The following is a 21,458-nucleotide window of genomic DNA, read 5'->3' on the forward strand; positions in this document are numbered from 1 at the left end:
GCCCCGTCTCGTGTGAAACGAGACGGGGCTTCGTGGAAGTGGCTCCGACCGGCGTCGATCCGGTGACCTTTCGATTTTCAGTCGAACGCTCTACCAACTGAGCTACAGAGCCTTGACACGAAAGCCCGGTCGTGATGACCGGGCAGTCGCTGTCGAGCGACCCTGACGGGACTTGAACCCGCGACCTCCGCCGTGACAGGGCGGCGCGCTAACCAACTGCGCTACAGGGCCTTGCGTGAGTTTCTCCCGGCCTGCGCCGTTCGAACCTCGAGAATCGTATCTCACTGCCGGGCGAATCCGTTAATCGGATCCTTCCGAGTACCCCCAACGGGATTCGAACCCGTGCTACCGCCGTGAAAGGGCGGCGTCCTAGGCCGCTAAACGATGGGGGCCTAGTTTCCTGGACAACCCGCACCGCCTGCGGGGCACGAGTCGCCGAGAGACCTCCGTCAGCATACGGGGAAGCGGGGTCGCCGTGCAAAACGGTGCTCGGAGCCGTGCGCGGGGTCCCGGCGAGGCGGTCGATGCGAGGCGGGGCCCGGCTGTGGCAAGGGAGGATGGTCTCGTGGTGGAGATGACGCGCGAGGACTTCGAGGACGCGGTGCGCGATGCGCTGGACGAGATCCCGGAGGAGCTGGCGGAGCAGATGGACAACGTGGTCGTCCTGGTCGAGGACGACGCGCCCGCCGACGACCCCGAGCTGCTGGGGCTGTACGAGGGGGTCCCGCTGACCGAGCGCGACCTCATGTGGGCCGCGGGCGCCCTCCCGGACCGGATCACGATCTACCGCAACCCCACTCTCGCGATCTGCGAGACGCGTGAGGAGGTGGTCGAGGAGGTCGTCGTCACGGTGGTCCACGAGATCGCGCACCACTTCGGGATCGACGACGACCGGCTGCACGAGCTCGGGTGGGCCTAGCATTCATCGTCGACAGGCGATAACATCGCCACATGACGATGAAAAGGGAGACGAGCGCCCGCACGCACCTGCGGTCGCGCCGACCCGTGACCGAGGCTCCCGCCGAGCAGGCGGCGGCCGAACATCCGCAGCAACCGTGCACACCGCCCGTCGTCGGGCACGACCACACCGCGGTCGCGCGCCTCCTGCACGCCCTCGCCGAGCCGCACCGGCTCTCGGTGGTGCACCTCCTCGCGGTCGCGGAGCACCGTGTGGTCGACCTGACCCGCGAGCTGGGGCTCGCCCAGTCCACGGTGTCGGCCCACCTGGCGACGCTCCGTGAGGCGGGCCTGGTCGCGACGCGCCGTGAGGGACGTTCGTCCTGGTACCGCCTCGCGCGCCCCGAGGTCGCGCACATCCTGGCCGACGCCGAGCGGATCGTCGACGCGACGAAGGGCGCGCCGTGAGCGGCCACTCCCACTCCCACTCCCACTCGCACGGCGCGTCGACCGCGACGGGTGCGCACCGCCGTCGGCTCGTGATCGTCCTGTGCATCACGCTCGGTGTCATGGCGCTCGAGGTCGTGGGCGCGCTGGTCTCCGGGTCGCTCGCCCTCCTCGCGGACGCCGGGCACATGCTCACCGACGCGACCGGGATCGGGATCGCGCTCTTCGCGAGCTGGCTCGCGACGCGCCCTGCCTCCCCGACGCGGACCTTCGGGTGGCAGCGTGCGGAGATCCTCGCGGCGCTGACGAACGCGCTGATCCTCGGCACGGTCGCCGTGCTGGCGATCGTGGAGGGCGTCTCGCGGTTCCGGTCGCCGGACCCGGAGATCCAGGCAGGGCTCATGATCGGGGTGGCGGTCGTCGGTCTCGTCGCGAACGCGGTCGGGCTGCGCCTGCTGTCCGCCGGTCAGGCCGAGAGCCTCAACGTCCGGGGCGCCTATCTCGAGGTGCTGGGCGACCTGCTCGGGTCGGTCGCGGTGATCGTCGCCGGCTTCTTCGTCGCGGTCGGGTTCCCGGGGGCCGACGGTCTCGCGTCGGTGGCGATCGGCCTCATGATCCTGCCGCGTGCGTTCATGCTCCTGCGGGAGGTCGCGGCCGTGCTCCTCGAGTCGACCCCGGCCGGCGTGGACCTCGAGAAGGTCCGCACGCACATGGAAGGCATCCCCGGTGTCGTGGGCGTCCACGACCTGCACGCCTGGACCATCACCTCGGGAGTCCCCGTCATGTCGGCACACGTCGTCGTGCAGGAGGACCTCCTCGCGTGCGGTGGCGGGACCGAGGTGCTGCAGCGCCTCAAGGAGTGCCTGGGCGGGCACTTCGACGTCGACCACTGCACGTTCCAGATCGAGCCGCCGTCGATGCAGGAGACCGAGGAGTCGGTCCACCACTGATCGCCGGGCGTCTCGCGGGGCCGTCGACGTCGAGAACGGCTCCCGCGCCGAACTACGCTCGTCCCATGACGATTCTGGTGACGGGCGGGGCGGGGTACATCGGGGCGCACGTGGTGCGGCTGCTGCAGGAGAGGGGCGAGAAGGTCGTCGTCGTCGACGACCTGAGCACCGGTCAGGAAGGGCGGGTCGGGGGAGCGCCGCTCGTTCGTCTCGACGTGTCGAGCGCCGAGGCGGTCGAGGTGCTGACCACGACCCTCGTGGAGCACGAGGTCACCGCGGTGGTGCACTTCGCGGCCCGCAAGCAGGTCGGCGAGTCGGTCGAGAAGCCGGCCTGGTACTACCAGCAGAACGTCGGTGGCTTCACGAACCTCGTGACGGCGATGGAGGCGGCGGGTGTCGACCGGCTGGTCTTCTCGTCGTCGGCGGCGACGTACGGGATGCCGTCGGTCTCCCTGGTCGAGGAGAAGCTGCACGCCGAGCCGATCAATCCCTACGGCGAGACCAAGCTCGTCGGCGAGTGGCTGGGACGGGCGGCCGGCCGCTCCTGGGGCCTGCGGTTCGTGGCGCTGCGCTACTTCAACGTCGCCGGTGCCGGTTGGGCCGACCTGGGCGACCCGGCGATCCTCAACCTCGTCCCCATGGTCCTCGACCGTCTGGAGCGTGGCGAGCAGCCCAAGATCTTCGGTGACGACTACCCGACGCCGGACGGCACCTGCATCCGCGACTACATCCATGTCCTGGACCTGGCCGAGGCGCACCTCGCGGCGCTCGGCTACCTCGACGAGGACGAGCGTGCGTACGACGTCTTCAACGTCGGGACGGGGACGGGCTCCTCGGTCCGCGAGGTCATCGACGAGATCGGGAGGGTGTCGGGTCTCGACGTGACCGCGGAGATCTTCCCGCGTCGCGCGGGCGACCCGCCGCAGCTCGTCGCCTCGCCCGAGCGCATCAACAAGGTGCTCGGGTGGAGCGGTTCGCAGGGGCTCGAGGAGATCATCTCCTCGGCCTGGGAGGCTTGGCAGGCGGGGCCTCGTCGCATCGACGTCTGAGCCTCGGAGGTGACCGAAGGGCTCTCTCGCACTCGTGCGAGGGGGCCCTTCCGTGTGTCCGGCACTGACATCACGTCAGATCCTCAGTATGCTGAGCGAAATTACTCAGCACGCTGAGGATGAAGGGGTGTGCCATGCCCGGAACGCCTGGGATGCCAGCAGGCCGAGCGTCCGAGACCATGAAGGGGGAGGTCCACGTGTCGCAGATGCTGTACGACCGCACCGCCGCCCGCGCGAGCAGGGCGGTCCTGACCGGGTACTCGACGTCCTTCGGCCTCGGGTCCCGGCTCCTGGGGAGCGTGGCGCGGCGCGACATCGACGCGGTGTACGGCCTGGTCCGCGTGGCCGACGAGGTCGTCGACACCCGCCGCGGCGAGGGGGCCGAGGCGCTCCTCACGGGACTCGAGGAGGAGACCGCCCGCGCGCTCGCGAGCGGGTACTCGACCAACCTCGTCGTCCACTCGTTCGCCCGTACGGCCCGGCGCACGGGGATCGGGCACGCGGAGATCGACCCCTTCTTCGCGTCGATGCGCATGGACCTCACGGTCCAGGTGCACGACAAGGCGAGCTACGAGCAGTACGTCCACGGCTCGGCCGAGGTCGTGGGGCTCATGTGCCTCGCGGTGTTCCTCAACGCGGGCCGACGTCCCGGTGAGCCCGTCGTCCGCGCCGACGCGGCCGTGCTGCGCGGTGCCCAGGGGCTGGGAGCCGCGTTCCAGAAGATCAACTTCCTGCGCGACCTGCGCACCGACCACGAGGAGCTGGGGCGCAGCTACTTCCCCGGGATCACGCCCGCCGACCTCACGCAGGAGGACGTCGACGCGATCCTCGCCGAGATCGGCAGCGACCTCGACGCCGCGCGTGCCGCGCTCCCCTCGCTCCCGCGGCGGGCCCGGATGGCGGTCGCCGCGACGCTCGCGCTCTACGACTCCCTGCTCGGTCGGCTCGCCTCGACAGCCCCCGAGAAGCTGCTCCGGGCACGTGTGCGCGTCCCGGACCCGGTCAAGCTCGTCGTCGCCGCCCGTGCCGCGGCGCGCGAGTCGCTGCGGCGCGACGTGCCCGTCACGTCCCCGCGCTCCGCCCGTTTCGCCGATCCCCGAGGAGCCCTGTGAACGACGCCCCGCCCGACATGCCGCACGTCGTGGTCGTGGGCGGTGGCGTCGGCGGCCTCGCGACGGCTGCGCTCCTGGCCCGGGGCGGCGCACGGGTCACGCTGCTCGAACGCCACGAGCGGGTCGGTGGTCGCGCAGGAACGCTCGATCTCGACGGGTTCCGCTTCGACACGGGACCCTCCTGGTACTTCATGCCCGAGGTCTTCGAGCACTGGTTCGCGCTGCTGGGAGAGCGCGCCCAGGACCATCTCGACCTGGTCCCGCTCGACCCGTCGTACCGCGTCTTCTTCGAGCGGGCCCGGTCCTCCGAGCAGCCCGACGGCGCCACGAACCTCCCCCCGGCCCGCACCGTCCTCGACGTCTCCCGGGACCCGGAGGCCAACTGGGCGCGCTTCGACGCGCTCTCGCCCGGCGACGGTGAGCGCATGCGGGCCTACGCCGAGGAGTCGAGCGAGGCCTACCGCCTCGCCCTCGACCACTTCCTCTACACGACCTTCGAGCGCCCTGACCGGGCGATCGGGCGCGACGTCCTTCGACGCCTCCCGCGCCTCGCGGCCCTGCTGGGGCGCTCGCTCGCGGACCGCGTCGAGCGCCGGGTGCACGACCCGCGCCTGCGCCAGGTCCTGGGCTACCACGCGGTCTTCCTCGGCTCGTCGCCCTACCGGGTGCCCGCGCTGTACTCGCTCATGAGCCACCTGGACCTCGTCGAGGGCGTACGTTTTCCGCGTGGCGGGATGTACACGATCGTCCAGGCGATGGAGAAGCTCGCCCGCTCGGAGGGCGTGACGATCCGCACGTCGAGCGACGTCGTCGGGATCGAGGTCGCACCGGCCGCGGCCGTGCCCGACGGCGGAACGTCGCCACGCGGACGGACCGGCCGGTCCCGCCGGCGCGCGCGAGGCGTCGCGACCGGGGTGCGGCTGAGCACGGGCGAGGTCGTGCCCGCGGACGTCGTCGTGTCCGGTGCGGACCTGCACCACACGCAGACCGCGCTGCTTCCCCCGGCCTACGCCGACCTGCCCGCGCCCGCGTGGGACCACCGGGGCCCGGGGATCTCGGCGCTGCTGGTCCTCGCCGGCGTGCGGGGCGAGCTGCCCGAGCTCGCCCACCACTCGCTCTTCTTCACCGAGGACTGGCAGGGCAACTTCTCGGACGTCCTGGGGGACGCGGCCAACAGCCCTGTGGACTCGTTGCGGGTCCCGACCCCCGCCTCGCTCTACGTCTCACGGACGTCGGCGACCGACGACGAGACCATCGACCGACCCGCGGCCCCGCCCGGCCACGAGAACCTGTTCGTCCTCGTGCCCTTCCCCGCGGACCCCGCGCTCGGCGGGTCCGCGGCGTCGCAGGCCGACCTCGAACGGCTCGCCGACGGCTACCTCGACCAGGTCGGCGCCTGGGCCGGGATCGACGACCTGCGCGGGCGCGTCGTGACCCGGCGGGTCCTGGGGCCCGCCCACTTCGCGACCGAGTTCTCGTCCTGGCGCGGGACGGCCCTGGGGATGGAGCACACGCTCGCGCAGAGCGCGATGTTCCGCCCCCCGGGTGCGTCGCGCAAGGTCGCCAACCTCTACTACGCGGGAGCAGGCACGGCCCCCGGCGTCGGGCTCCCGATGTGCCTCATCAGCGCCGAGCTCGTCGCCAAGCGGCTCCTCGGCGAGACCTCGTCCCGGCCCCTCCCGACGCCGCTGCGCCCAGGCTTCCTCGCCGCGAGCCGTCGCCCCGAGCGCCTGCGGGGTGGCGTCTCGTGATCGGGTTCGCGTACCTCGGGGCGCTCCTCGTCTCGCTCGGCGGGCTCGCCGTGCTCGACCGCCGGTTCCGCCTCGCGTTCTGGGCCGACCCGGCCCGGACCGCGATCACGCTCGTGGTCGGCGTGCTGTTCTTCCTCGCGTGGGACGTCGCCGGGCTCGCGCTGGGGATCTTCGCGCGCGGCGACTCCCCGCACATGACCGGGCTCCAGCTCGCCCCCGAGCTGCCCGTCGAGGAGGCCGTCTTCCTCACGCTGCTCTGCTACAACACCCTGCTCGTCTGGCGGTTCCTCGACCTGCGCGTGCGAGGCCGTGCGTCCCGGCGGACGAACGGTGGTGCTGCGAGGGCGGACGAGGTGCCCGCCGACATGCCCGCCGGGGCCTCCGACGGTCCGACGACGGGAGCCGGCGCATGACCAACATCGTCCTGAACCTCGTGGTCCTGGCGCTCGTCGCGCTCGTCACGGGATGGACGCTCCGACGCCACCGGGCCGGGCCGCTCCTGTGGACGGCCGCGGTCATGGTGGTGCTGACGCTGGTGTTCGACACGATCATGATCGCGGTCGGGCTCTACACCTACGCCCCGGACAAGATCCTCGGGATCTACCTCGTCGGCGCGCCGCTCGAGGACTTCGCCTACCCGCTCGCCGCGGTCATGCTGCTGCCTGCGGTGTGGACCTGGGTCGGGGACGGCCGACGACGTCGGCACGCGGGAGGTCAGTCGTGACCGGGGTCGCGGTCGAGCCCGGGGCCGCGCCCGGGCCGCTCGTCGCGCTCCGGGAGATCGCTGCGGCCTCCCGGCCCTTCTCCTGGATCAACACCGCCTACCCGTTCGCGGCCGGCTACCTCGTCGCGACGGGAGGTCGCGTCGACGCCGCGCTCGTCGTCGGGACGCTCTACTTCCTGATCCCCTACAACTTGCTCATGTACGGGATCAACGACGTGTTCGACTACGCGTCGGACCTGCGGAACCCGCGCAAGGGCGGGATCGAGGGCGCGCTCGCGGACCCCGCGACGGCGCGCGCGACCCATCGGCGCATCCTGTGGGCGTGCGCCGTGACGAACGTCCCGTTCCTCGCGTGGCTGCTGCTCCAGGGCGACGGGGCCGCGAACCTGACGCTCGCCGTCGTGGTCTTCCTCGTCGTGGCGTACTCGGCGCCCGTGCTGCGCTTCAAGGAGCGGCCCTTCGTCGACTCGTTCACGTCCGCCCTGCACTTCGTGGGGCCGCTGCTCTACGCGCTCGTGCTCGTCGGGGCCGACCTCGGTGCGCGGACCGTGTGGCCCGTGCTGGTGGCGTTCGTGCTGTGGGGAGCGGCGTCGCACGCGTTCGGCGCGGTCCAGGACGTGCGGGCCGACCGGGAGGGGGGGATCGGCTCGGTCGCGACCGTGATCGGGGCGCACCGGACCGTCGTCGTCGCGGCCGCCGCCTACCTCGTCGCCGCGGTGCTGCTCGCCGTGCTCCCCTGGCCGGGATGGCTCGCGGCCCTGCTCCCGCTCCCGTACCTCGCCAACGTCGCCTCGTTCTGGTCGGTGTGCGACGAGGACTGCGAACGGGCGAACGCGGGCTGGCGCCGCTTCCTGTGGCTCAACCTCGCGACCGGGTTCCTCGTGACGATGCTGCTCATCGCCGCCACCTGGGGCTGAGAGGGGCTGAGAGCTCCCGGGTACGACGACGGCCGCCGTCCCTCGCGGGACGGCGGCCGTGTCAGCATTCAGGTGTCCTGGTCGGCAGGTCAGTACGTGGTGCCGAACTCCCAGTGCCAGGCCTCGGGGTTCGCCCCGCCCGGGCGCGCCCAGGTCGGGTTGTCCCAGCCGTACGCCGGAGCGTTCTCCCGCATCCAGTTGTACTGGGCGGTGCCGAACTGGTTGATGCCGCCGCCCAGGTCGAGCGCCTGGCCCATGCCGTGGTTCGAGGTGCCGGGGCGCGCTGCGAGGCTGCCCTTCGACGCCTTGACGGAGACCTGCGAGGCGTACGACCGGTAGGACGACGTCACCGAGATGTCCGTGCCGAACGCGGCCCGGTAGGCCGTGTTGAGCTGCTCGAGGTAGTAGACCCCGTCGCAGCGCACGAAATGCCCGGGCGCGAAGCTCGGCGAGCACAGGAGGTCGGTGGGGATGTTCCCGTTCGAGTACCCGGCGGTGCTGTTGGCCCACGCCGCGAGCTGAGAGGCCATGGCCGCACGCTCGGCGGCCTGCTGGGCCGCCAGGGCCTCACGCTCGGCGGCCTGCTGGGCGGCGATCTCCTCGGCCGACGGCGGTCCCGGCTCGACCGAGACCGTCACGGACGTCGAGTCGAGGAGCGTGCGCAGGGCCTCGGTCGCGGCACCGATCTCGTCGATCGTCGGGGCGACCTGGGCCTGGCCGGACGGGGCCGCCTCGACGGTCGCCGGGTCGGTCTGCGTCGCAGCGGGCTCGGTCGGCGCGTCGACCGCGGGGTCGGCCGTCGCGGCCTCGGGCGTCGTCGTGCCGGCGTCGGCGGTGAGGGACTCGCGTCCCTCGGTGCCCGCTCGGCTCGCACGGAACGTGTCGCGCCCGTCGAGGGCGGCGTCCGACCCGGAGGCCTCGAGCGTCGGCCCGGAGTCCAGCCCACCGGCGTCGAGCGACGTGTCGGTCGCCGCGTCGGCGGACACGCTCGCCGCCCCGGTGCCGGCATCGTCCGCGTCCTGCGCCGTCGTCGCGGCGCTGAGGAGCTGCCGGAGCTGGTCACGTGTCGCGGTGATCTGGGCCAGCTGCTCGGGTGCCAGGGAGGACGTGCCCTCGCTCGCCAGGTACTCGGCGCGCACGAGCTCGGTGCTGGCCGCCTCGAGGGCGGCATGCTCCTCGGGGGTCGAGGCGCTCGCCCCGGCGACGCTGGTGACCGTCGAGGCCGCCGTGCCGGTGGTGCTCGCCGCGGCGACCTGGGCGGTGGTGGGGGTGGTGACGAGGCTGGCGGCGCCGGCCGTGGTGGTCACGGCGACCGCGGCAAGGGCTGCCGCGACCGCGAAGGGGGACCGTCGGCGCAGGGAGCGCCCGGGAAGGGTCGCGGCGAAGCGCCGCTGGGAGTGCTTCCCCATCAGCGGCCCCCTCTCGTGCCGGGACCCGGCTGGTCGGCTGCGCCGAGGGGGGAGGTCGTACGGTCGTCCGTGCCCGGGAGCGGGCGTCGCGCCGTGGGCGCGGCAGAGCTGAGCAGTGCAGTTGTCACGGTGTTCCGATGTTCCGTTCGTCGGGCCGAGGCCGGGACCGCGTGCGCACTGCGGCGGTCGAGCGGGAGCTCGACGCCGTACGGTGCCGTCGCGGTGACGGGAGTCGTTCTTGGAGCCTCAGCGGCCTGAGTCGCGGCGCGTCCGGATGACGTGGGAGCCGCGTGCGCCAGCAGATGGGATGCGAGGACGGTCCTCGGTGCCTGCCAACTCGTTCCATCTTCAACTACGTTTGTGAGCGGTCTGGCCGTGTGGAGCAAGGATCCGCTGGGGATGGTGTGCCGGGTCCGGGCCTATTCGGTGAAGAAGGTACGACCGACGCGTCTCGCGTCGCGAGTCAGGGCCGTACCCACGAGCATGCCCAACGCGATCGCGAAGACGGCGACGACGGCGTTGGCGATGTCCGACACCGAGCCCGTGTTCCCCGCCACGAGCTCCGAGAGGCCCAGGAAGCTCAGCGCCCCCGGGACCAGGAGCCAGAAGGCCGGGAGCGTCGTGATGATCGCCGGGGGGCCGGTGCGCGTGCGCTCGACGAGCGTCGCGAGCGGCACGATCACGAGAGCACCGAAGAAGCCCGAGATCTCCGGGGCGACGTACGAACCCACGAGCTGGGCCGCGTAGGCCGCGAACAGGACCACGAGCACCCAGGGCAGGCTCCGGCGCGGGGTCGAGGCGAAGAGCATCTGCCCGACGCCCACGAGCACGACGCCGACCCACGGGGCCCACCACCCCATCCGTTCGCCGCCGTGCCCGGCGAGCAGGTCGCCCGCGACCGCCGCACCGGCGACGACGCCGAACACGAGCAGGAGCAGCTGGGCGATCCCGTACAGGAGCCGGCTCGCGCCCGAGACGATCTGGTTGCTCGTGAGCTCGATCGCGGCGACGGTCAGGACGGAGCCGGGCAGGAAGCTGATGAGCGGCGGGACGAGGACCTGCAGCGGGCTGTCGCCGAGCCAGGGGTGCACCACCTGGATCGCCAGGACCGTCACGAGGAAGGACGCGACGACGGGCAGGGCCGTGCTGAGCGTGGGCCAGCGCGCGGCGAGCCACCGCAGGAGCCCGACGCCGAGCCCCAGGACCAGGAAGACGGGCAGCAGGTCCAGGGTCGGGTTCAGGATCAGGCCGAAGCCCAGCGTCAGGATCGCGTGCCCGACGACCGTGAGCACGGCACCGAACCTGGGCGGCCGACGCCGGATCGCTCGGAGCTCGGCGCGCGCGTCGGCGAGGTCGATCGTCTGGTTCCGCAGCTTGCGGATCACGGCGTAGAGAGCGCCGATCTGGTCCAGGTCGAGCCCGCTGCCCGCTGCGTCGGTGAAGTCCGTGACGACGCCGGAGGCGGTCTGGACGCGGATGAAGACGCACGTCGGCAGGACGAGGGTCTGCACGGTGTGCGCCCCGTGCAGGTCGGCGACCTGCTTGAGCACGTCCTGCGCGTCGTTGACCGACTGCCCCGAGTCGAGCATCGCCCGGCCGAGCGTGCGCAGCAGCGGGACGAGGTCCGGGGAGATCTCCGGGACGTCGGGCTCCTCGTCGGGCGTCGCCTCGTTGCCGAGCGCCTGGAGGACCCGGCGGAGGGTCGAGGGGGCGTGGCGGATCCCGGAGAGCAGGGGGAACCTGGTCCGGTGCGGCGTCCCGGGGGCGGTCTCGGCCGGGGAGGCGCCGGTCTCCGTGGTGTCCGGCGAGGTGTCGCGGGGGGCGGTCGTGGGGGCGTCGTCGGACGGCGTCACTCGCTCGGGTGGCGCGTCCGCGGGAGGGCCCTCGCCGTTCAGGTCGCCACCCCGCGTCCGCCGGCGGTGTCCGTCCGGGCGCCCCTGGAGGGCCCGGGCGACGGGTCGACCGGTCCCGACGACGCCGCGACCAGGTGCAGCAGGGCTTCGGCGTAGGCATCGGCGGGGTCGTGGCCGCGGAAGGTGAGCGGGCGTCCGCCGAGCTCGATCTCGACGAGGTAGGCGGGGACGTCGTCGTCCTCGACGAAGCGCTGGAGCCAGCGGAAGGTGCCGCCGAGCAGGGTGCGGAGCTGGGGCTCGAGCGGGTGCCAGAGCGCGTCCTCGAGGGCCACGGAGTCGAGCGCCCACTCGGTCGTGCCGTTGAAGCCGAGGATCACGCCGGTGTCGAACTCGTGGGGTTCGATCGTCATGTCGCTCACGGTGAAGAGGTCGCCCGTGGGACCCGTGCCGAGGAGCCGGAACCGGTCGCCGGACTCGGGGTGCCAGCGCACTCCCGCCTCGCGGAGGGCGAGGGCCAGGTCCCAGGAGATCATGTCGCCAGTATGGTCGGGCCGGTCCGAGCAGGCGCGCCGAGGGTGAGCCCGGCCCGCCGACGGTGACGCTCGATGCTGCTGACGGTGACGCCCCCGCCCGCCGACGGTGACGCTCCGACCAACTGGCGGTGACGCTCCGCAGGCCCTTCACCCGCTCGCGCGAGACAGTAGGGGAAGGACTCCCGCAGCCCGCGGGGCCCGAGCACGGGGAGGCCGGCATGACCGGGACGTTCGAGACCGTCGACGACTACATCGGTTCGTTCCCGCCCGAGACCCAGGCGGTCCTGCAGGAGATGCGCCGGACGATCCACCGGGTCGTGCCCGACGCCGGCGAGAAGATCAGCTACCAGATCCCGGCGGTGACGGTCGGCGGCCGGGTCGTCGTGTACTTCGCGGGGTGGAAGCACCACGTGAGCCTGTACCCCGTGCCCGACGGCGACGTGGACTTCGAGCGGCTCGTCGCCCCCTACCGGGCCTCCAAGGGGACGCTCAAGTTCATGCTGTCCGAGCCGATCCCGTACGGCGTGATCGAGACGGTCTCGCGGCACCTGCTCGACCAGCACGGGGCCTCGGCGTAGCGCGCACTCTTCCCGGAGTGCTCTCGGCAGGCTCCCGGCGGGCGCCCACCTGTCGGGACGCGTCGTCCCACGACGGCCGGGTCGTCACACCCCGGAAACGTCGGCATCGTGTACTCGCCCTCATGACCGTTCCTTCCACGGGCACGGCCGGGCGATCCCCGGACCGACCCGTCACCGTCTCCGTCCACCGCCGCATCCACCCCGACCTGGTCCAGGACGCGACGCGCTGGGTCCAGACCGGCGTCAACATGGCCAACACGTACCCGGGGTTCCTCGGGTCGGGCTGGGTGCGCGCCGCGAAGGACTCGCACGACTGGCACATGCTCTACCGCTTCGCCGACGAGGCGACGCTCGACGCGTGGGACTCCTCGCCCGAGCGGGTCGCGTGGCTCCAGGAGGGGCAGGGGCTCGTGGAGGACCAGCGCGTCGAGCGCAGGACGGGCATCGAGGGCTGGTTCGACGTCCCCGCCCGCGTCGAGGAGCCACAGGTCGGCGCCGAGCGTGCGCCGGCCCGGTGGAAGCAGTCGGTGAGCATCTGGCTCGGGTTCTTCCCCGTGAACCTCGCGTTCACGCTCCTCGTGTCGTGGGCCGTCCCGAGCTTCGGCGAGCTGCCCGTGGTCCCGAGGGTGCTCGTGACGACGCTCGTGCTGACCCCGATCATGACGTACGCCGTCCTGCCGTGGGTGACCCGCCGTCTGGCACCGTGGCTCGCGCGCTGAGGCGCTCCCACCGGCTCTCCGACGAGGCGCCCGGCCGACCCGTCGCTCCTCCTCGGGGGATGCCCGACGGCGTCGGTCGCCCAGCGCCTGTCCAGGCGACTTCCAGCGCCCGGCCATAGCGTGGACGGATGGACGACGAGATCGAGAACGCGACGGATGTCGCACTGACCCTGGCCGCCGTCGCAGGAGCGCTGGTGGTCGCGTTCGTGCTGGGCACGATCCTCTCGGCGGTCGTGAACCGCCTCGGACGGCGCAGCGAGCTCGCGCGGGACATCTCGAGGCGACTGCGCCGCCCGGACCGCGCGGTGCTCATGATCGTCGCGGTCTGGATCGCGGTGCGGGTCACGACCGACCCGTCGGTGAGCTGGCGCCCCGCCGTCGAGCACGCCCTGCTGATCGCGCTCATCGCGGCGGGTGCGTGGTGGGTGGGGGCGCTCGCGTTCGTGCTCGAGGACAGCGCGCTCAAGCGCTTCCGGGTCGACGTCGTCGACAACCGGCACGCGCGGCGCATCCGGACGCAGATCATCGTGGTGCGGCGCCTGACCGTCGCGATCATCGTGATCTGCGCGATCGCCGCGGTCCTGCTGACGTTCCCCGCGGCGCGCGCCGCGGGTGCGAGCATCCTCGCGTCGGCCGGTGTCATCTCGATCGTCGCGGGCCTCGCGGCCCAGACGTCCCTCGCGAACGTGTTCGCGGGCATGCAGATCGCGTTCACGGACGGCATCCGCGTCGACGACGTCGTGGTCCTCGAGGGCGAGTGGGGGCGGATCGAGGAGATCACCATGACGTACGTCGTGGTGCACCTGTGGGACGACCGGCGCCTCATCATGCCGTGCACCTACTTCACGACGACGCCGTTCCAGAACTGGACGCGGCGGGCCGCGGACCTGCTCGGCACGGTCGAGCTCGACCTGGACTTCCGGGTGCCGTTCGGGGCCATGCGTGCCGAGCTCAAGCGGCTCCTCGCGCACACCGACCTGTGGGACCAGCGCGTCGGCATCCTGCAGGTGACCGACGCGATCAACGGCGTGGTCCGGGTGCGTGCGCTCGTGAGCGCCCGCGACGCCCCGACGCTGTTCGACCTGCGGTGCTTCGTGCGCGAGGGGCTCGTCGAGTGGCTCCAGCGGTCGAGTGCCGACTCGCTGCCCCGCACGCGCTTCGAGGGCGTCGAGGAGGGCCGCATCAGCGAGGAGCCCGACGTCGCGCCCGGTCGTGCGCAGGCAGACGGTGCGGCGGCACAGCCCGCGATCCCCGAGCCCGAGGTCCACCTCCCGCCCGCGATCCCCGTGGGGCCGGGCATCCCGGGGCAGCCGCCCCTGTCGACCCGCCAGGCGACGCGCCGCGTCTCGGTGCGCGACCAGTCGCGCGTGATCGGGACGGTCAGCGCCCCGCAGGACGTCGTCGAGACCAGGGTCATGTCACCGGTCGAGGCGGCCCTCGCGGGTGCCGCCGCTGGTGACACGGGGGAGATCGGGCCCGAGGACCTGCCCGGCGGCGCGTCCGAGTCGGCCTTCTTCAGTGGCACGGCCGAGGGGGTCGAGCGTTCCAAGGCGTTCGCCGGCCCGGGGCAGGAGGTCATCGACGAGCGTGAGGAGACGGCCGAGCGGAACCGGGTCGAGGACGAGCGCGACGCAGCGGCATCGCAGGGCGACGCCGACGAACGGGGCCGGGACCACGCGGCGTCGCGCCCCGGCGACCGCGACCTGGGGCGTGGCGAGTCGCAGGGCGACGCCGGTCACGACGGCGACGCGTGACGCCGAGGGGGAGTCACCCGCGCGCCGGGGGTGACCCACCCTGACCCCGCGTGAGTCGTCCGCCGCCCCGACGTGACGCACACGACCCGGGTCCACCGCGCCGCGCCGGGCGCGCCTGGTTAGGGTCTCGTCGTGAGCAGGTGGACCTGGCCCGCGTACGTGGGCGTGATCGGCGGAGTCGTCGTCTTCGTGATGTTCCTGCTGCCGATCGTGGTCTGGCAGTACCGCCGGTACGGGCGGTTGAGCTGGTTACGCCTGCTCGGGTCGGCGGCGGTCGCGGTCTACGGCGTCGCGCTCGTGGCGTACACGCTGCTGCCGCTGCCCTCGGGCGACCTCGCGCAGTGGTGCGCACAGCACGGGTTCTCCGGGCCGCAGCTGAACCCGTTCCAGTTCGTCGAGGACATCCGCCGGGACACCGCGGGCATGAGCACGGCGGCGCGGCTGCGCAGCCCGGCCGTGCTCCAGACGGTGTTCAACGTGGTGCTGTTCGTCCCGTGGGGCGTGCTGGTGCGGCGCTTCTTCGAGTGGCGTCTGCCGCTCACGGTGCTGTCGGCGTTCGCGGCGTCGCTGCTCATCGAGACGACGCAGGGCACGGGGATCTTCGGTCTCATCCCGTGCTCGTATCGCCTGGCCGACGTCGACGACCTCCTGACCAACACTCTGGGCGGGTTGATCGGTGCCCTGATCGCGCCGGTCGTCCTGCGGTGGATGCCGCGCTCGACCGACCTCGCGACCGAGCGGGGCGTACCGCGTCCGGTCACGGTGTGGCGGCGGTGGCTCGGCATGCTGCTCGACGCGTTCCTGGTGTCGGTGACGGGGACGGTGCTGGTCCTGTTCTACCGGGTGGCGCTCGTCGCGCTGGGGCAGGACGTCCCGCTCGAGGCGGGCGCGGTCGACGTGGTGCTCGGGTCGCTCGTGCCCGTGGTCCTGGTCCTGCTGGTGCCGCCGTTCCTGGGGAGCGGGGCGTCGTGGGGGCAACGGGCCATGTGGCTCGAGCCGCGCTGGACGGCGGACGTCGCCGAGGGCCCGGTCGGTGCGGGCGGCCTGGGCCGCGGGACCATGGCGCGTCGGGTGGTGCGCGGCTTCGCGTCGGGTGGGCTCTGGGGGGTCTGCCTGGTCCTGGCGGAGGTCCCCGGTGGTGGTCTCCTGCCCGACGTCGCAGCGCCCCTGGGTTCGCTCGTCGCCTTCGTGGCGGTGGTCTCGGTCCTGTTCACGCGCGACCGGCGCGGGGTGTCGGGCGTCGTGTCGGGGGCGCGGATGGTCGACGCGCGGAGCTGAGGGCGGAAGCGCCGAGAAGTGAGCAGACGCCCCCGGATCGTGCGATCCAGGGCCGTCTGCTCTCTCGGCGGGGCCGCGTCGGCGGCAGCTCCTCAGCGCCCCGCGAGCCACCCCCGCAGGCGGTCGGGACGGTCGGTGATGACCGCGTCGACTCCGGCCACCAGGGCAAGGGTCCATTGCGCGGGCTCGTTCAAGGTCCACACCATGACCTGGAGCCCGGCGGTGTGCAGCTCGTCGACCAGGCCGGGCCGCTCGACGAGCAGGTGCCCGGCCGGGTTGCACGTCATGACGCCCAGGTCGGCGCACGTCGCGAGCAGGCCGTCGGAGAGCTCGCCGACCAGCAGTCCGCGGCGCAGGTCCGGGGCCACCTTCTGCAGGGCTGCGACCGTCGAGGGCCAGAAGCTCTGCCCGATCACCCGGTCGGCGAGCCCGGCGCGCAGGACGGGCTCGGTGACCTTGCGGACGTCGTCGGGCCCCCAGTCGCCCTTGATCTCCAGCAGGAGGTCGATGCCCGGGCGGGTCACGAGGAAGTCCACGACCTCCGCGAAGGTCGGGACGCGCTGCCCGGCGTAGGCCGGGGCGAACCACGAGCCCGCGTCCACGGTGCGGACGTCCGCGAGCGGGAGCGCGTCGACACGGCCGGTACCGTCCGTCGTCGCGTCGAGCGTGTCGTCGTGGATCACGACGACCTCGCCGTCCGCGGTGAGCTGCACGTCGAGCTCGATGCTGTCGGCTCCCGCTCGCCACGCGGCCTCGAACGCGGCGAGCGTGTTCTGCGGGGCGACGGACGAGTTCCCGCGGTGCGCGACGACCTGGATCGGGCCCGTCACAGGTAGGGCTCCACGTTCTCCTGGTACGCCTTCTCGAGACGCGGCGTGATCGACGCGAACGCCTCGGCGGCGGGCGTGCCCTTGAGCACGATCTGCTCGATCCCGTCCGTGAGGATCTGGTCGCCTCCCGGCACGAAGACCCGGACCCAGTCCTGCGAGCGCGACTTCTCCGCGAGCTGGTCGACGGCCGTGCGGAACTGCGGCGTGGCCGCGTAGATGCTGCTCATGGTCTCTCCCTCGACCGCGGACGTGCGCACCGGCATGTACCCGGTGTTCTGGGAGAAGTATGCGGTGTTCTCGGGGTCCGTGATGAAGGCGAGAAACATGGCTGCGGCGAGCTGCTGCTCGGGCGTGCGCGAGGCCGGGATGGCCAGGCCCGTGCCGCCCGTGGGCGTCCCGGAGCCGGAGGGACCGTCGGGCAGGTAGGCCGTGCCGAGCTCGAACGACGCGGCGTCGAGCAGACCCGTGAGGCTGCCCGTGGACCCGATGGTCGAGGCGAAGATGCCGGCGGCGAAGTCGGCCCCGGCGTCGGTCCCGACGCCCGCGACCTTGGACCCGTGGAACAGGTCGTGCAGGAAGTCGCCCGCAGCCAGGGCCTGCGGGGTGTCGAGCGTGACCGTGAACTCGTCGCTGTACTGACCGCCCTGGCCCCACAGCATGTTCTCGAACCACCAGGCGGCCCACGACGTGCCGGTCGCGAGCCCGAGGGGGGCGCCGTCGGCCGGGACCTGAGCGCGCAGGGCGGGGGCCCACTCGGCGAGCTCGGCCCACGTCGCGGGGCCGCGGTCCGGCAGGCCCGCAGCGGCCCACATGGTCTTGTTGTAGTAGAAGAGCGGCGTCGAGCGCGCGTACGGCACGGCCCAGTGCTTGGCGTCGTACGCGTAGTCGCCGTACAGCGTCGGGTTGTAGTCGGCGACGTCGACGTCGAGGTGCGCGAACACGTCGTCGAGCGGCATGACCTGGCCGTTGACGTAGTAGCGGAACCACCACACGTCGCTCGCGATGACGAGGTCGGGCAGGTTGTTCGACGACGAGGCGGCCTGGAAGCGCTGCGCGACCTCGTCGTACCCGGCGCCCGCGGTCACGAGCTTGACCGCGATGTCGGGGTGCTTCGCGTTGAAGCGGCGGATCAGCTCCTCCTCGATGGCCTTGGAGGCGCCGGGGTGGTTGCTCCACCACGTGATCTGCGAGGCGGGCTTGATCGTCGACCAGTCGGTGCCCGCGGAGGCGGACGGGGCGGACGTGCCGCCGCCGACGGTCGGTCCCGCGCACGCGGCGAGGGAGAGGGCGAGGGCGCCGAGGCCGCCGAGGCGCAGCACGTCGCGTCGCGACGGGGTCCACTGGGCGGGCAGGGGCTGGTTCACGTGATGCTCCTTGGGGTGGGGAACAGCGACCCGGCAGGTGCCGGGGGGGACAGGGGAGGACCGGCAGGTCAGCCGGTCACGGCTCCGGCGGTGAGCCCGGCGACGAGCCGGCGCTGGAGGAACAGGAAGACGATGAGGATCGGGAGGGTCACGAGCACGGTCGCGGCCATGAGGACGCCCCAGTTGTTCATGCCGTCGACGCTCTGCAGGAGCGTGAGACCCACGGGGAGCGTCATCTTCTCGGCGTCGTCGGTCACGAGGAACGGCCACAGGTAGTCGTTCCACTCGGCGACGACGGACACGAGCGCGACGGCCGCGATCGTCGGGTAGGACAGCGGCACGACGAACCGCCACAGCTTGCGCCAGTGGCCCGCGCCGTCGAGCTCGGCGGCCTCCAGGATCGAGATCGGCAGCGACAGGAAGTGCTGACGGAACAGGAAGGTCCCGAACGCGCTCGCCAGTCCCGGCACGAGGATGCCCTGGTAGGTGTTGAGCCACCCGAGCTGGGCGACGAGGGTGTAGTTGGGGATGATCGTGATCTGCTGCGGGATGAGCAGCGTGAACAGGACCAGGACGAACACCGCGCGCTTGAACGGGAAGTCGAGGAAGACGAGCGCGTACGCGCAGCACAGGCCGAGCAGCAGCTTGAGGGTCGAGCCCACGACCGTCAGGCCCACGCTGTTGAGGAACAGCTGCCCGACGGGGATGCTCTGCGTCGTCTGGACGTAGTTCGCGAGGTCGAGGCTCTGCGGGAGCCACTGGAGCGGGATCGAGTAGAGCTCGTCGGGGCGCTTGAAGCTCGCGAGCACCATCCACACGAGCGGCAGCGCCATGACGACGGTCGCGACCAGGAGGGTCGCGTACGAGCCCAGGTGCAGGGGCCGACGACGACGCGCGCGCTCCGGCGTGCGGGGGCCGCTCGGGAGGTGGCCCGCACCGCCGGGGGCCGGTGGTGCGTCCACGGGTGACCCGGGGTGCTGGGCGCGGGGCGCGCCCGAGGTCGTACGAGGTGCGGTGGCGGGGACGTCCCGGACCGGGTTCTGGACGCTCATGCGTAGTGCACCTTCTTCTCGACGAAGCGCAGCTGGACGACCGTGACGACCAGCAGCAGGAGGAAGAGGATCGTCGCGACGGCCGACGCGTAGCCGGCGCGACCGGTTACGAAGCCCTCCTCGTAGATCTGGTACATCAGGGTCGTGGTCGAGCCGAGCGGCCCGCCCTTCGTCATGGCCTGGATGATGTCGAACGACTGGAGCGAGCTCAGCAGCGTCGTGACCGTGAGGAAGAAGGTCGTGGGCGCGAGCAGCGGCAGGACGATCGAACGGAAAGTCCGGGCCGAGGACGCGCCGTCGAGGGCGGCTGCCTGCCTGAGCTCCTGCGGGACGGCCTGGAGACCGGCCAGGAAGATCAGGGCGACGTACCCGACGTTCTTCCACAGGTAGACGACGATGATCATGACGAGCGCCCAGGGCGAGGTGGTGTACCAGTCGGGGGACTCGAGCCCGATCGCGCGCAGGCCGGCCGAGAGCAGGCCGTAGCGCGGGTCGAAGATGAACAGCCACAGCATGCCGACCGCGACGCCCGACAGGACGTAGGGCGCGAACGCGACCGTCCGCGCGAACCCGCGGCCCTTGAGGCGGCGGTTCAGCAGCTGGGCCAGGCCCAGGCCGAGGACCAGCGAGCCGCCCACGGTCGCGACCGTGAAGACGCCCGTCGTGACCATGACGTCGGCCGTCGTCGGGTCCTGGAACCACTCGACGTAGTTGCCGAGACCGACCGAGCGAGCCGTGGGGGAGCCCATGTTCCACTGCAAGGTCGAGTAGTAGAAGCTCTGCAGCAGCGGGCGGTAGACGAACACGAGCAGCAGGACCACGTTGGGCCCCGCGAGCAGCAGGAACGCGAGCCAGGTGCGCAGGGCCCGCGGGGTGGGGCGTGTGAAGCGGGACCGGGCCGTCGGGGTCCGTCCGGGGATCGTCCGACGGCGTGCGGGTGGCGCGGGGCGCACGGGGGCTGACACGGAGGTCATGGGGTGGGGCTCCAGTCACGAGCGGGTGGACGCCGTCACCCTAGGAGGGCGAAGTGTCCGAGAAGTGGCCTCAGCGGCTCCGTTCCCCGAACGTTCCCGAGGCGTTCATCGGCGCCTCGACGCGAGGTCATCGGGGACGCCGTGCGGTCATCTGCGAGCCGCCCGCGGCCGGGATCGGTCGCCGTGGTGGGCGCCGTCCCCTGCATCGGCAGGGTCGGGTCACGCGGGCCGGCGAGGCGCGCGGCGCGACGTCGCCGACGGCCTAGCATGGGCGGTCCGGCTCCTGCCGGACCGACGACGAGGTGAGCGATGACGCACGAACCACAGGACCTGCGGAGCATCAACGTGGGGCGCGGCACCGGCTTCACGGTGGCCCTGTTCGTCCGCGACCGTCTCGCGCTGCCCGTGGCCGACGACGTCCCGGCGCTCGTTCCCCGGATCACGGTCGAGGTACTGCCGGGCGACGAGGCCGCGGCGCTCGCGGACGAGTGGCGCGAGTGGTGGGACCGGTTGACCGAGGTGCCCTCCGGGCGCGACGTCGGGCCCGCGTCGGAGAGGCTGGCGACGGTGTTCGACGCCCTCGCGGCCGAGGCGCGGGCATGGCACGAGGAGATGGTGCGACCGAACTACTTCTTCTCGGAGGCCGACCTGCCCGACGGCTACGTCCCGGAGCCGATCGGCGACCCGGACGTCCCGGTGGTCTACGACATCGAGCTCGTTCCCGTGGGCGGCGCGTGGCACCGGGACCTCGGCCCGCACCGGCTGCTCGTCAGCGTCCAGACATGGGAGGACCCGGCGGTGATGGACGCGCTCCTGAGACCGCGGATCGAGCGGCTGCAGAGCCGAGCCAGTGCTGCACCCCGAAGGGCTCCTCAGGTGTGGCACCTGACGGTCGACGGTCAGGCCTTCACGGTCAACGACCGGCCCCACGACCCTGGGGTGTACGACTTCTCCTGGACGAACGGTCCGATCGAGGGCTACGGGTTCACGATCGGGACGTCGACCCGGCAGCCCCTGGGCGAGGACGCGATGCGCAGGGAGATCAGGGGATTCGTCGAGGGGTACGAGCCCTGACGGTCCAGGTCCTCCCCGCAGTCTCCACCGTGCACCTTGACCTCAACCCTGGTTGAGGACGTACCGTCGAAGCGTGCGGCTGCCGACCCCGGCGTGGACCGCCCCTCCCCTCCTCGACCGGAAGGCGTTCTTTCCTGTGAGCAGCTCTCGTCCGTTGCGTGTGGCCATTGTTGGCGCTGGTCCTGCTGGTATC

Annotated in this window: 20 protein-coding genes, 3 tRNA genes and 1 pseudogene; 14 read left to right on the forward strand and 10 right to left on the reverse strand. The window is 72.2% G+C overall.

Annotation, left to right across the window (positions count from 1 at the left end; genetic code table 11):
• Nucleotides 1-39: 39 nt before the first annotated feature.
• The 3 genes from ACFRCR_RS06715 to ACFRCR_RS06725 all read right to left on the reverse strand — a co-directional run bounded on the left by ACFRCR_RS06715 (nt 40) and on the right by ACFRCR_RS06725 (nt 392).
• Nucleotides 40-112, reverse strand: a tRNA-Phe gene (locus ACFRCR_RS06715).
• 45 nt (nt 113-157) lie between these two features.
• Nucleotides 158-231: transfer RNA gene (locus ACFRCR_RS06720), tRNA-Asp, on the reverse strand.
• A gap of 88 nt (nt 232-319) precedes the next feature.
• Nucleotides 320-392, reverse strand: a tRNA-Glu gene (locus ACFRCR_RS06725).
• A 182-nt stretch (nt 393-574) separates the two neighbouring features.
• Here ACFRCR_RS06725 and ACFRCR_RS06730 point away from each other — a divergent pair.
• The 9 genes from ACFRCR_RS06730 (at nt 575) to ACFRCR_RS06770 (ending at nt 7,847) form a co-directional block, all read left to right on the forward strand.
• Nucleotides 575-919: a metallopeptidase family protein gene (locus tag ACFRCR_RS06730; RefSeq protein WP_084690000.1), complete on the forward strand. Its 345-nt coding sequence runs from the start codon at nt 575-577 to the stop codon at nt 917-919.
• A 32-nt stretch (nt 920-951) separates the two neighbouring features.
• On the forward strand, nt 952-1,365 hold the full coding sequence (locus ACFRCR_RS06735; RefSeq protein WP_377676249.1) for an ArsR/SmtB family transcription factor: 414 nt from the start codon (nt 952-954) through the stop codon (nt 1,363-1,365).
• Nucleotides 1,362-2,294, forward strand: a complete 933-nt coding sequence (locus ACFRCR_RS06740) for a cation diffusion facilitator family transporter (RefSeq protein WP_377676250.1) — start codon at nt 1,362-1,364, stop codon at nt 2,292-2,294. The genes ACFRCR_RS06735 and ACFRCR_RS06740 overlap by 4 nt, the downstream gene beginning before the upstream one ends.
• 65 nt (nt 2,295-2,359) lie before the next feature.
• Entirely contained in the window at nt 2,360-3,343 is a 984-nt protein-coding gene (gene galE, locus ACFRCR_RS06745) for a UDP-glucose 4-epimerase GalE (protein ID WP_377676251.1), read from the forward strand.
• Nucleotides 3,344-3,477: 134 nt separating this feature from the next.
• A complete protein-coding gene (locus ACFRCR_RS06750; protein WP_377676252.1) occupies nt 3,478-4,455 on the forward strand; it encodes a phytoene/squalene synthase family protein in 978 nt (325 codons plus the stop codon).
• A 17-nt stretch (nt 4,456-4,472) separates the two neighbouring features.
• Nucleotides 4,473-6,206: a phytoene desaturase family protein gene (gene crtI, locus ACFRCR_RS06755; protein ID WP_377676266.1), complete on the forward strand. Its 1,734-nt coding sequence runs from the start codon at nt 4,473-4,475 to the stop codon at nt 6,204-6,206.
• Complete coding sequence (locus tag ACFRCR_RS06760) at nt 6,203-6,619, forward strand: lycopene cyclase domain-containing protein (protein ID WP_377676253.1); 417 nt, start codon at nt 6,203-6,205, stop codon at nt 6,617-6,619. Before crtI ends, ACFRCR_RS06760 begins: the two co-directional genes overlap by 4 nt.
• A complete protein-coding gene (locus ACFRCR_RS06765; RefSeq protein ID WP_377676254.1) occupies nt 6,616-6,930 on the forward strand; it encodes a lycopene cyclase domain-containing protein in 315 nt (104 codons plus the stop codon). Before ACFRCR_RS06760 ends, ACFRCR_RS06765 begins: the two co-directional genes overlap by 4 nt.
• A complete protein-coding gene (locus tag ACFRCR_RS06770) occupies nt 6,927-7,847 on the forward strand; it encodes a prenyltransferase (RefSeq protein ID WP_377676255.1) in 921 nt (306 codons plus the stop codon). Before ACFRCR_RS06765 ends, ACFRCR_RS06770 begins: the two co-directional genes overlap by 4 nt.
• Nucleotides 7,848-7,936: 89 nt before the next feature.
• On the opposite strand, the gene ACFRCR_RS06775 is transcribed toward ACFRCR_RS06770, so the two are convergent.
• The 3 genes from ACFRCR_RS06775 to ACFRCR_RS06785 all read right to left on the reverse strand — a co-directional run bounded on the left by ACFRCR_RS06775 (nt 7,937) and on the right by ACFRCR_RS06785 (nt 11,642).
• A complete protein-coding gene (locus ACFRCR_RS06775) occupies nt 7,937-9,256 on the reverse strand; it encodes a D-alanyl-D-alanine carboxypeptidase family protein (protein ID WP_377676256.1) in 1,320 nt (439 codons plus the stop codon).
• A gap of 419 nt (nt 9,257-9,675) precedes the next feature.
• The gene (locus ACFRCR_RS06780) at nt 9,676-11,109 is read right to left on the reverse strand and encodes a threonine/serine exporter ThrE family protein (protein WP_377676257.1); all 1,434 of its coding nucleotides are present in this window, start codon (nt 11,107-11,109) and stop codon (nt 9,676-9,678) included.
• A gap of 38 nt (nt 11,110-11,147) precedes the next feature.
• On the reverse strand, nt 11,148-11,642 hold the full coding sequence (locus ACFRCR_RS06785) for a pilus assembly protein CpaE (protein ID WP_377676258.1): 495 nt from the start codon (nt 11,640-11,642) through the stop codon (nt 11,148-11,150).
• Nucleotides 11,643-11,860: 218 nt separating this feature from the next.
• Between ACFRCR_RS06785 and ACFRCR_RS06790 the strand changes: the two genes are divergently transcribed.
• From ACFRCR_RS06790 to ACFRCR_RS06805, 4 genes and pseudogenes are all read left to right on the forward strand, one after another.
• A complete protein-coding gene (locus ACFRCR_RS06790) occupies nt 11,861-12,220 on the forward strand; it encodes an iron chaperone (RefSeq protein ID WP_138826256.1) in 360 nt (119 codons plus the stop codon).
• Between the two features lie 122 nt (nt 12,221-12,342).
• A complete protein-coding gene (locus ACFRCR_RS06795; protein ID WP_377676259.1) occupies nt 12,343-12,939 on the forward strand; it encodes an antibiotic biosynthesis monooxygenase in 597 nt (198 codons plus the stop codon).
• 128 nt (nt 12,940-13,067) lie between these two features.
• Nucleotides 13,068-14,693, forward strand: a pseudogene (locus tag ACFRCR_RS06800) (mechanosensitive ion channel family protein); the annotation flags it as partial.
• 132 nt (nt 14,694-14,825) lie between these two features.
• Nucleotides 14,826-15,971, forward strand: coding sequence for a VanZ family protein (locus tag ACFRCR_RS06805; RefSeq protein WP_377676260.1), 1,146 nt, complete (start codon nt 14,826-14,828; stop codon nt 15,969-15,971).
• Nucleotides 15,972-16,063: 92 nt separating this feature from the next.
• Here ACFRCR_RS06805 and ACFRCR_RS06810 read toward each other — a convergent pair whose 3' ends face one another.
• The 4 genes from ACFRCR_RS06810 to ACFRCR_RS06825 all read right to left on the reverse strand — a co-directional run bounded on the left by ACFRCR_RS06810 (nt 16,064) and on the right by ACFRCR_RS06825 (nt 20,191).
• Nucleotides 16,064-16,801, reverse strand: coding sequence for a glycerophosphodiester phosphodiesterase (locus ACFRCR_RS06810; RefSeq protein WP_377676261.1), 738 nt, complete (start codon nt 16,799-16,801; stop codon nt 16,064-16,066).
• Entirely contained in the window at nt 16,798-18,165 is a 1,368-nt protein-coding gene (locus ACFRCR_RS06815) for an ABC transporter substrate-binding protein (RefSeq protein ID WP_377676262.1), read from the reverse strand. The genes ACFRCR_RS06810 and ACFRCR_RS06815 overlap by 4 nt, the downstream gene beginning before the upstream one ends.
• Nucleotides 18,166-18,233: 68 nt before the next feature.
• Complete coding sequence (locus tag ACFRCR_RS06820) at nt 18,234-19,217, reverse strand: carbohydrate ABC transporter permease (RefSeq protein ID WP_377676263.1); 984 nt, start codon at nt 19,215-19,217, stop codon at nt 18,234-18,236.
• The gene (locus ACFRCR_RS06825; RefSeq protein WP_377676264.1) at nt 19,214-20,191 is read right to left on the reverse strand and encodes a carbohydrate ABC transporter permease; all 978 of its coding nucleotides are present in this window, start codon (nt 20,189-20,191) and stop codon (nt 19,214-19,216) included. The genes ACFRCR_RS06820 and ACFRCR_RS06825 overlap by 4 nt, the downstream gene beginning before the upstream one ends.
• A 309-nt stretch (nt 20,192-20,500) precedes the next feature.
• Between ACFRCR_RS06825 and ACFRCR_RS06830 the strand changes: the two genes are divergently transcribed.
• Complete coding sequence (locus ACFRCR_RS06830; RefSeq protein WP_377676265.1) at nt 20,501-21,265, forward strand: hypothetical protein; 765 nt, start codon at nt 20,501-20,503, stop codon at nt 21,263-21,265.
• Nucleotides 21,266-21,458 lie beyond the last annotated feature (193 nt).

Origin of the sequence: Oerskovia sp. NPDC056781, from assembly GCF_042789955.1 — a bacterium.
GTDB lineage: Bacteria > Actinomycetota > Actinomycetes > Actinomycetales > Cellulomonadaceae > Oerskovia > Oerskovia rustica.

What these genes read in the sequence shown, in the direction of transcription:
- ACFRCR_RS06795 (WP_377676259.1), top strand. Translation starts at nt 12,343, where the DNA reads ATGACCGTTCCTTCCACGGGCACGGCCGGGCGATCCCCGGACCGACCC.
- galE (WP_377676251.1), top strand. Translation starts at nt 2,360, where the DNA reads ATGACGATTCTGGTGACGGGCGGGGCGGGGTACATCGGGGCGCACGTG.
- ACFRCR_RS06820 (WP_377676263.1), bottom strand. Translation starts at nt 19,217, where the DNA reads ATGAGCGTCCAGAACCCGGTCCGGGACGTCCCCGCCACCGCACCTCGT.
- ACFRCR_RS06825 (WP_377676264.1), bottom strand. Translation starts at nt 20,191, where the DNA reads ATGACCTCCGTGTCAGCCCCCGTGCGCCCCGCGCCACCCGCACGCCGT.
- ACFRCR_RS06830 (WP_377676265.1), top strand. Translation starts at nt 20,501, where the DNA reads ATGACGCACGAACCACAGGACCTGCGGAGCATCAACGTGGGGCGCGGC.
- ACFRCR_RS06750 (WP_377676252.1), top strand. Translation starts at nt 3,478, where the DNA reads ATGCCCGGAACGCCTGGGATGCCAGCAGGCCGAGCGTCCGAGACCATG.
- crtI (WP_377676266.1), top strand. Translation starts at nt 4,473, where the DNA reads ATGCCGCACGTCGTGGTCGTGGGCGGTGGCGTCGGCGGCCTCGCGACG.
- ACFRCR_RS06785 (WP_377676258.1), bottom strand. Translation starts at nt 11,642, where the DNA reads ATGATCTCCTGGGACCTGGCCCTCGCCCTCCGCGAGGCGGGAGTGCGC.
- ACFRCR_RS06775 (WP_377676256.1), bottom strand. Translation starts at nt 9,256, where the DNA reads ATGGGGAAGCACTCCCAGCGGCGCTTCGCCGCGACCCTTCCCGGGCGC.
- ACFRCR_RS06730 (WP_084690000.1), top strand. Translation starts at nt 575, where the DNA reads ATGACGCGCGAGGACTTCGAGGACGCGGTGCGCGATGCGCTGGACGAG.
- ACFRCR_RS06765 (WP_377676254.1), top strand. Translation starts at nt 6,616, where the DNA reads ATGACCAACATCGTCCTGAACCTCGTGGTCCTGGCGCTCGTCGCGCTC.
- ACFRCR_RS06790 (WP_138826256.1), top strand. Translation starts at nt 11,861, where the DNA reads ATGACCGGGACGTTCGAGACCGTCGACGACTACATCGGTTCGTTCCCG.
- ACFRCR_RS06735 (WP_377676249.1), top strand. Translation starts at nt 952, where the DNA reads ATGACGATGAAAAGGGAGACGAGCGCCCGCACGCACCTGCGGTCGCGC.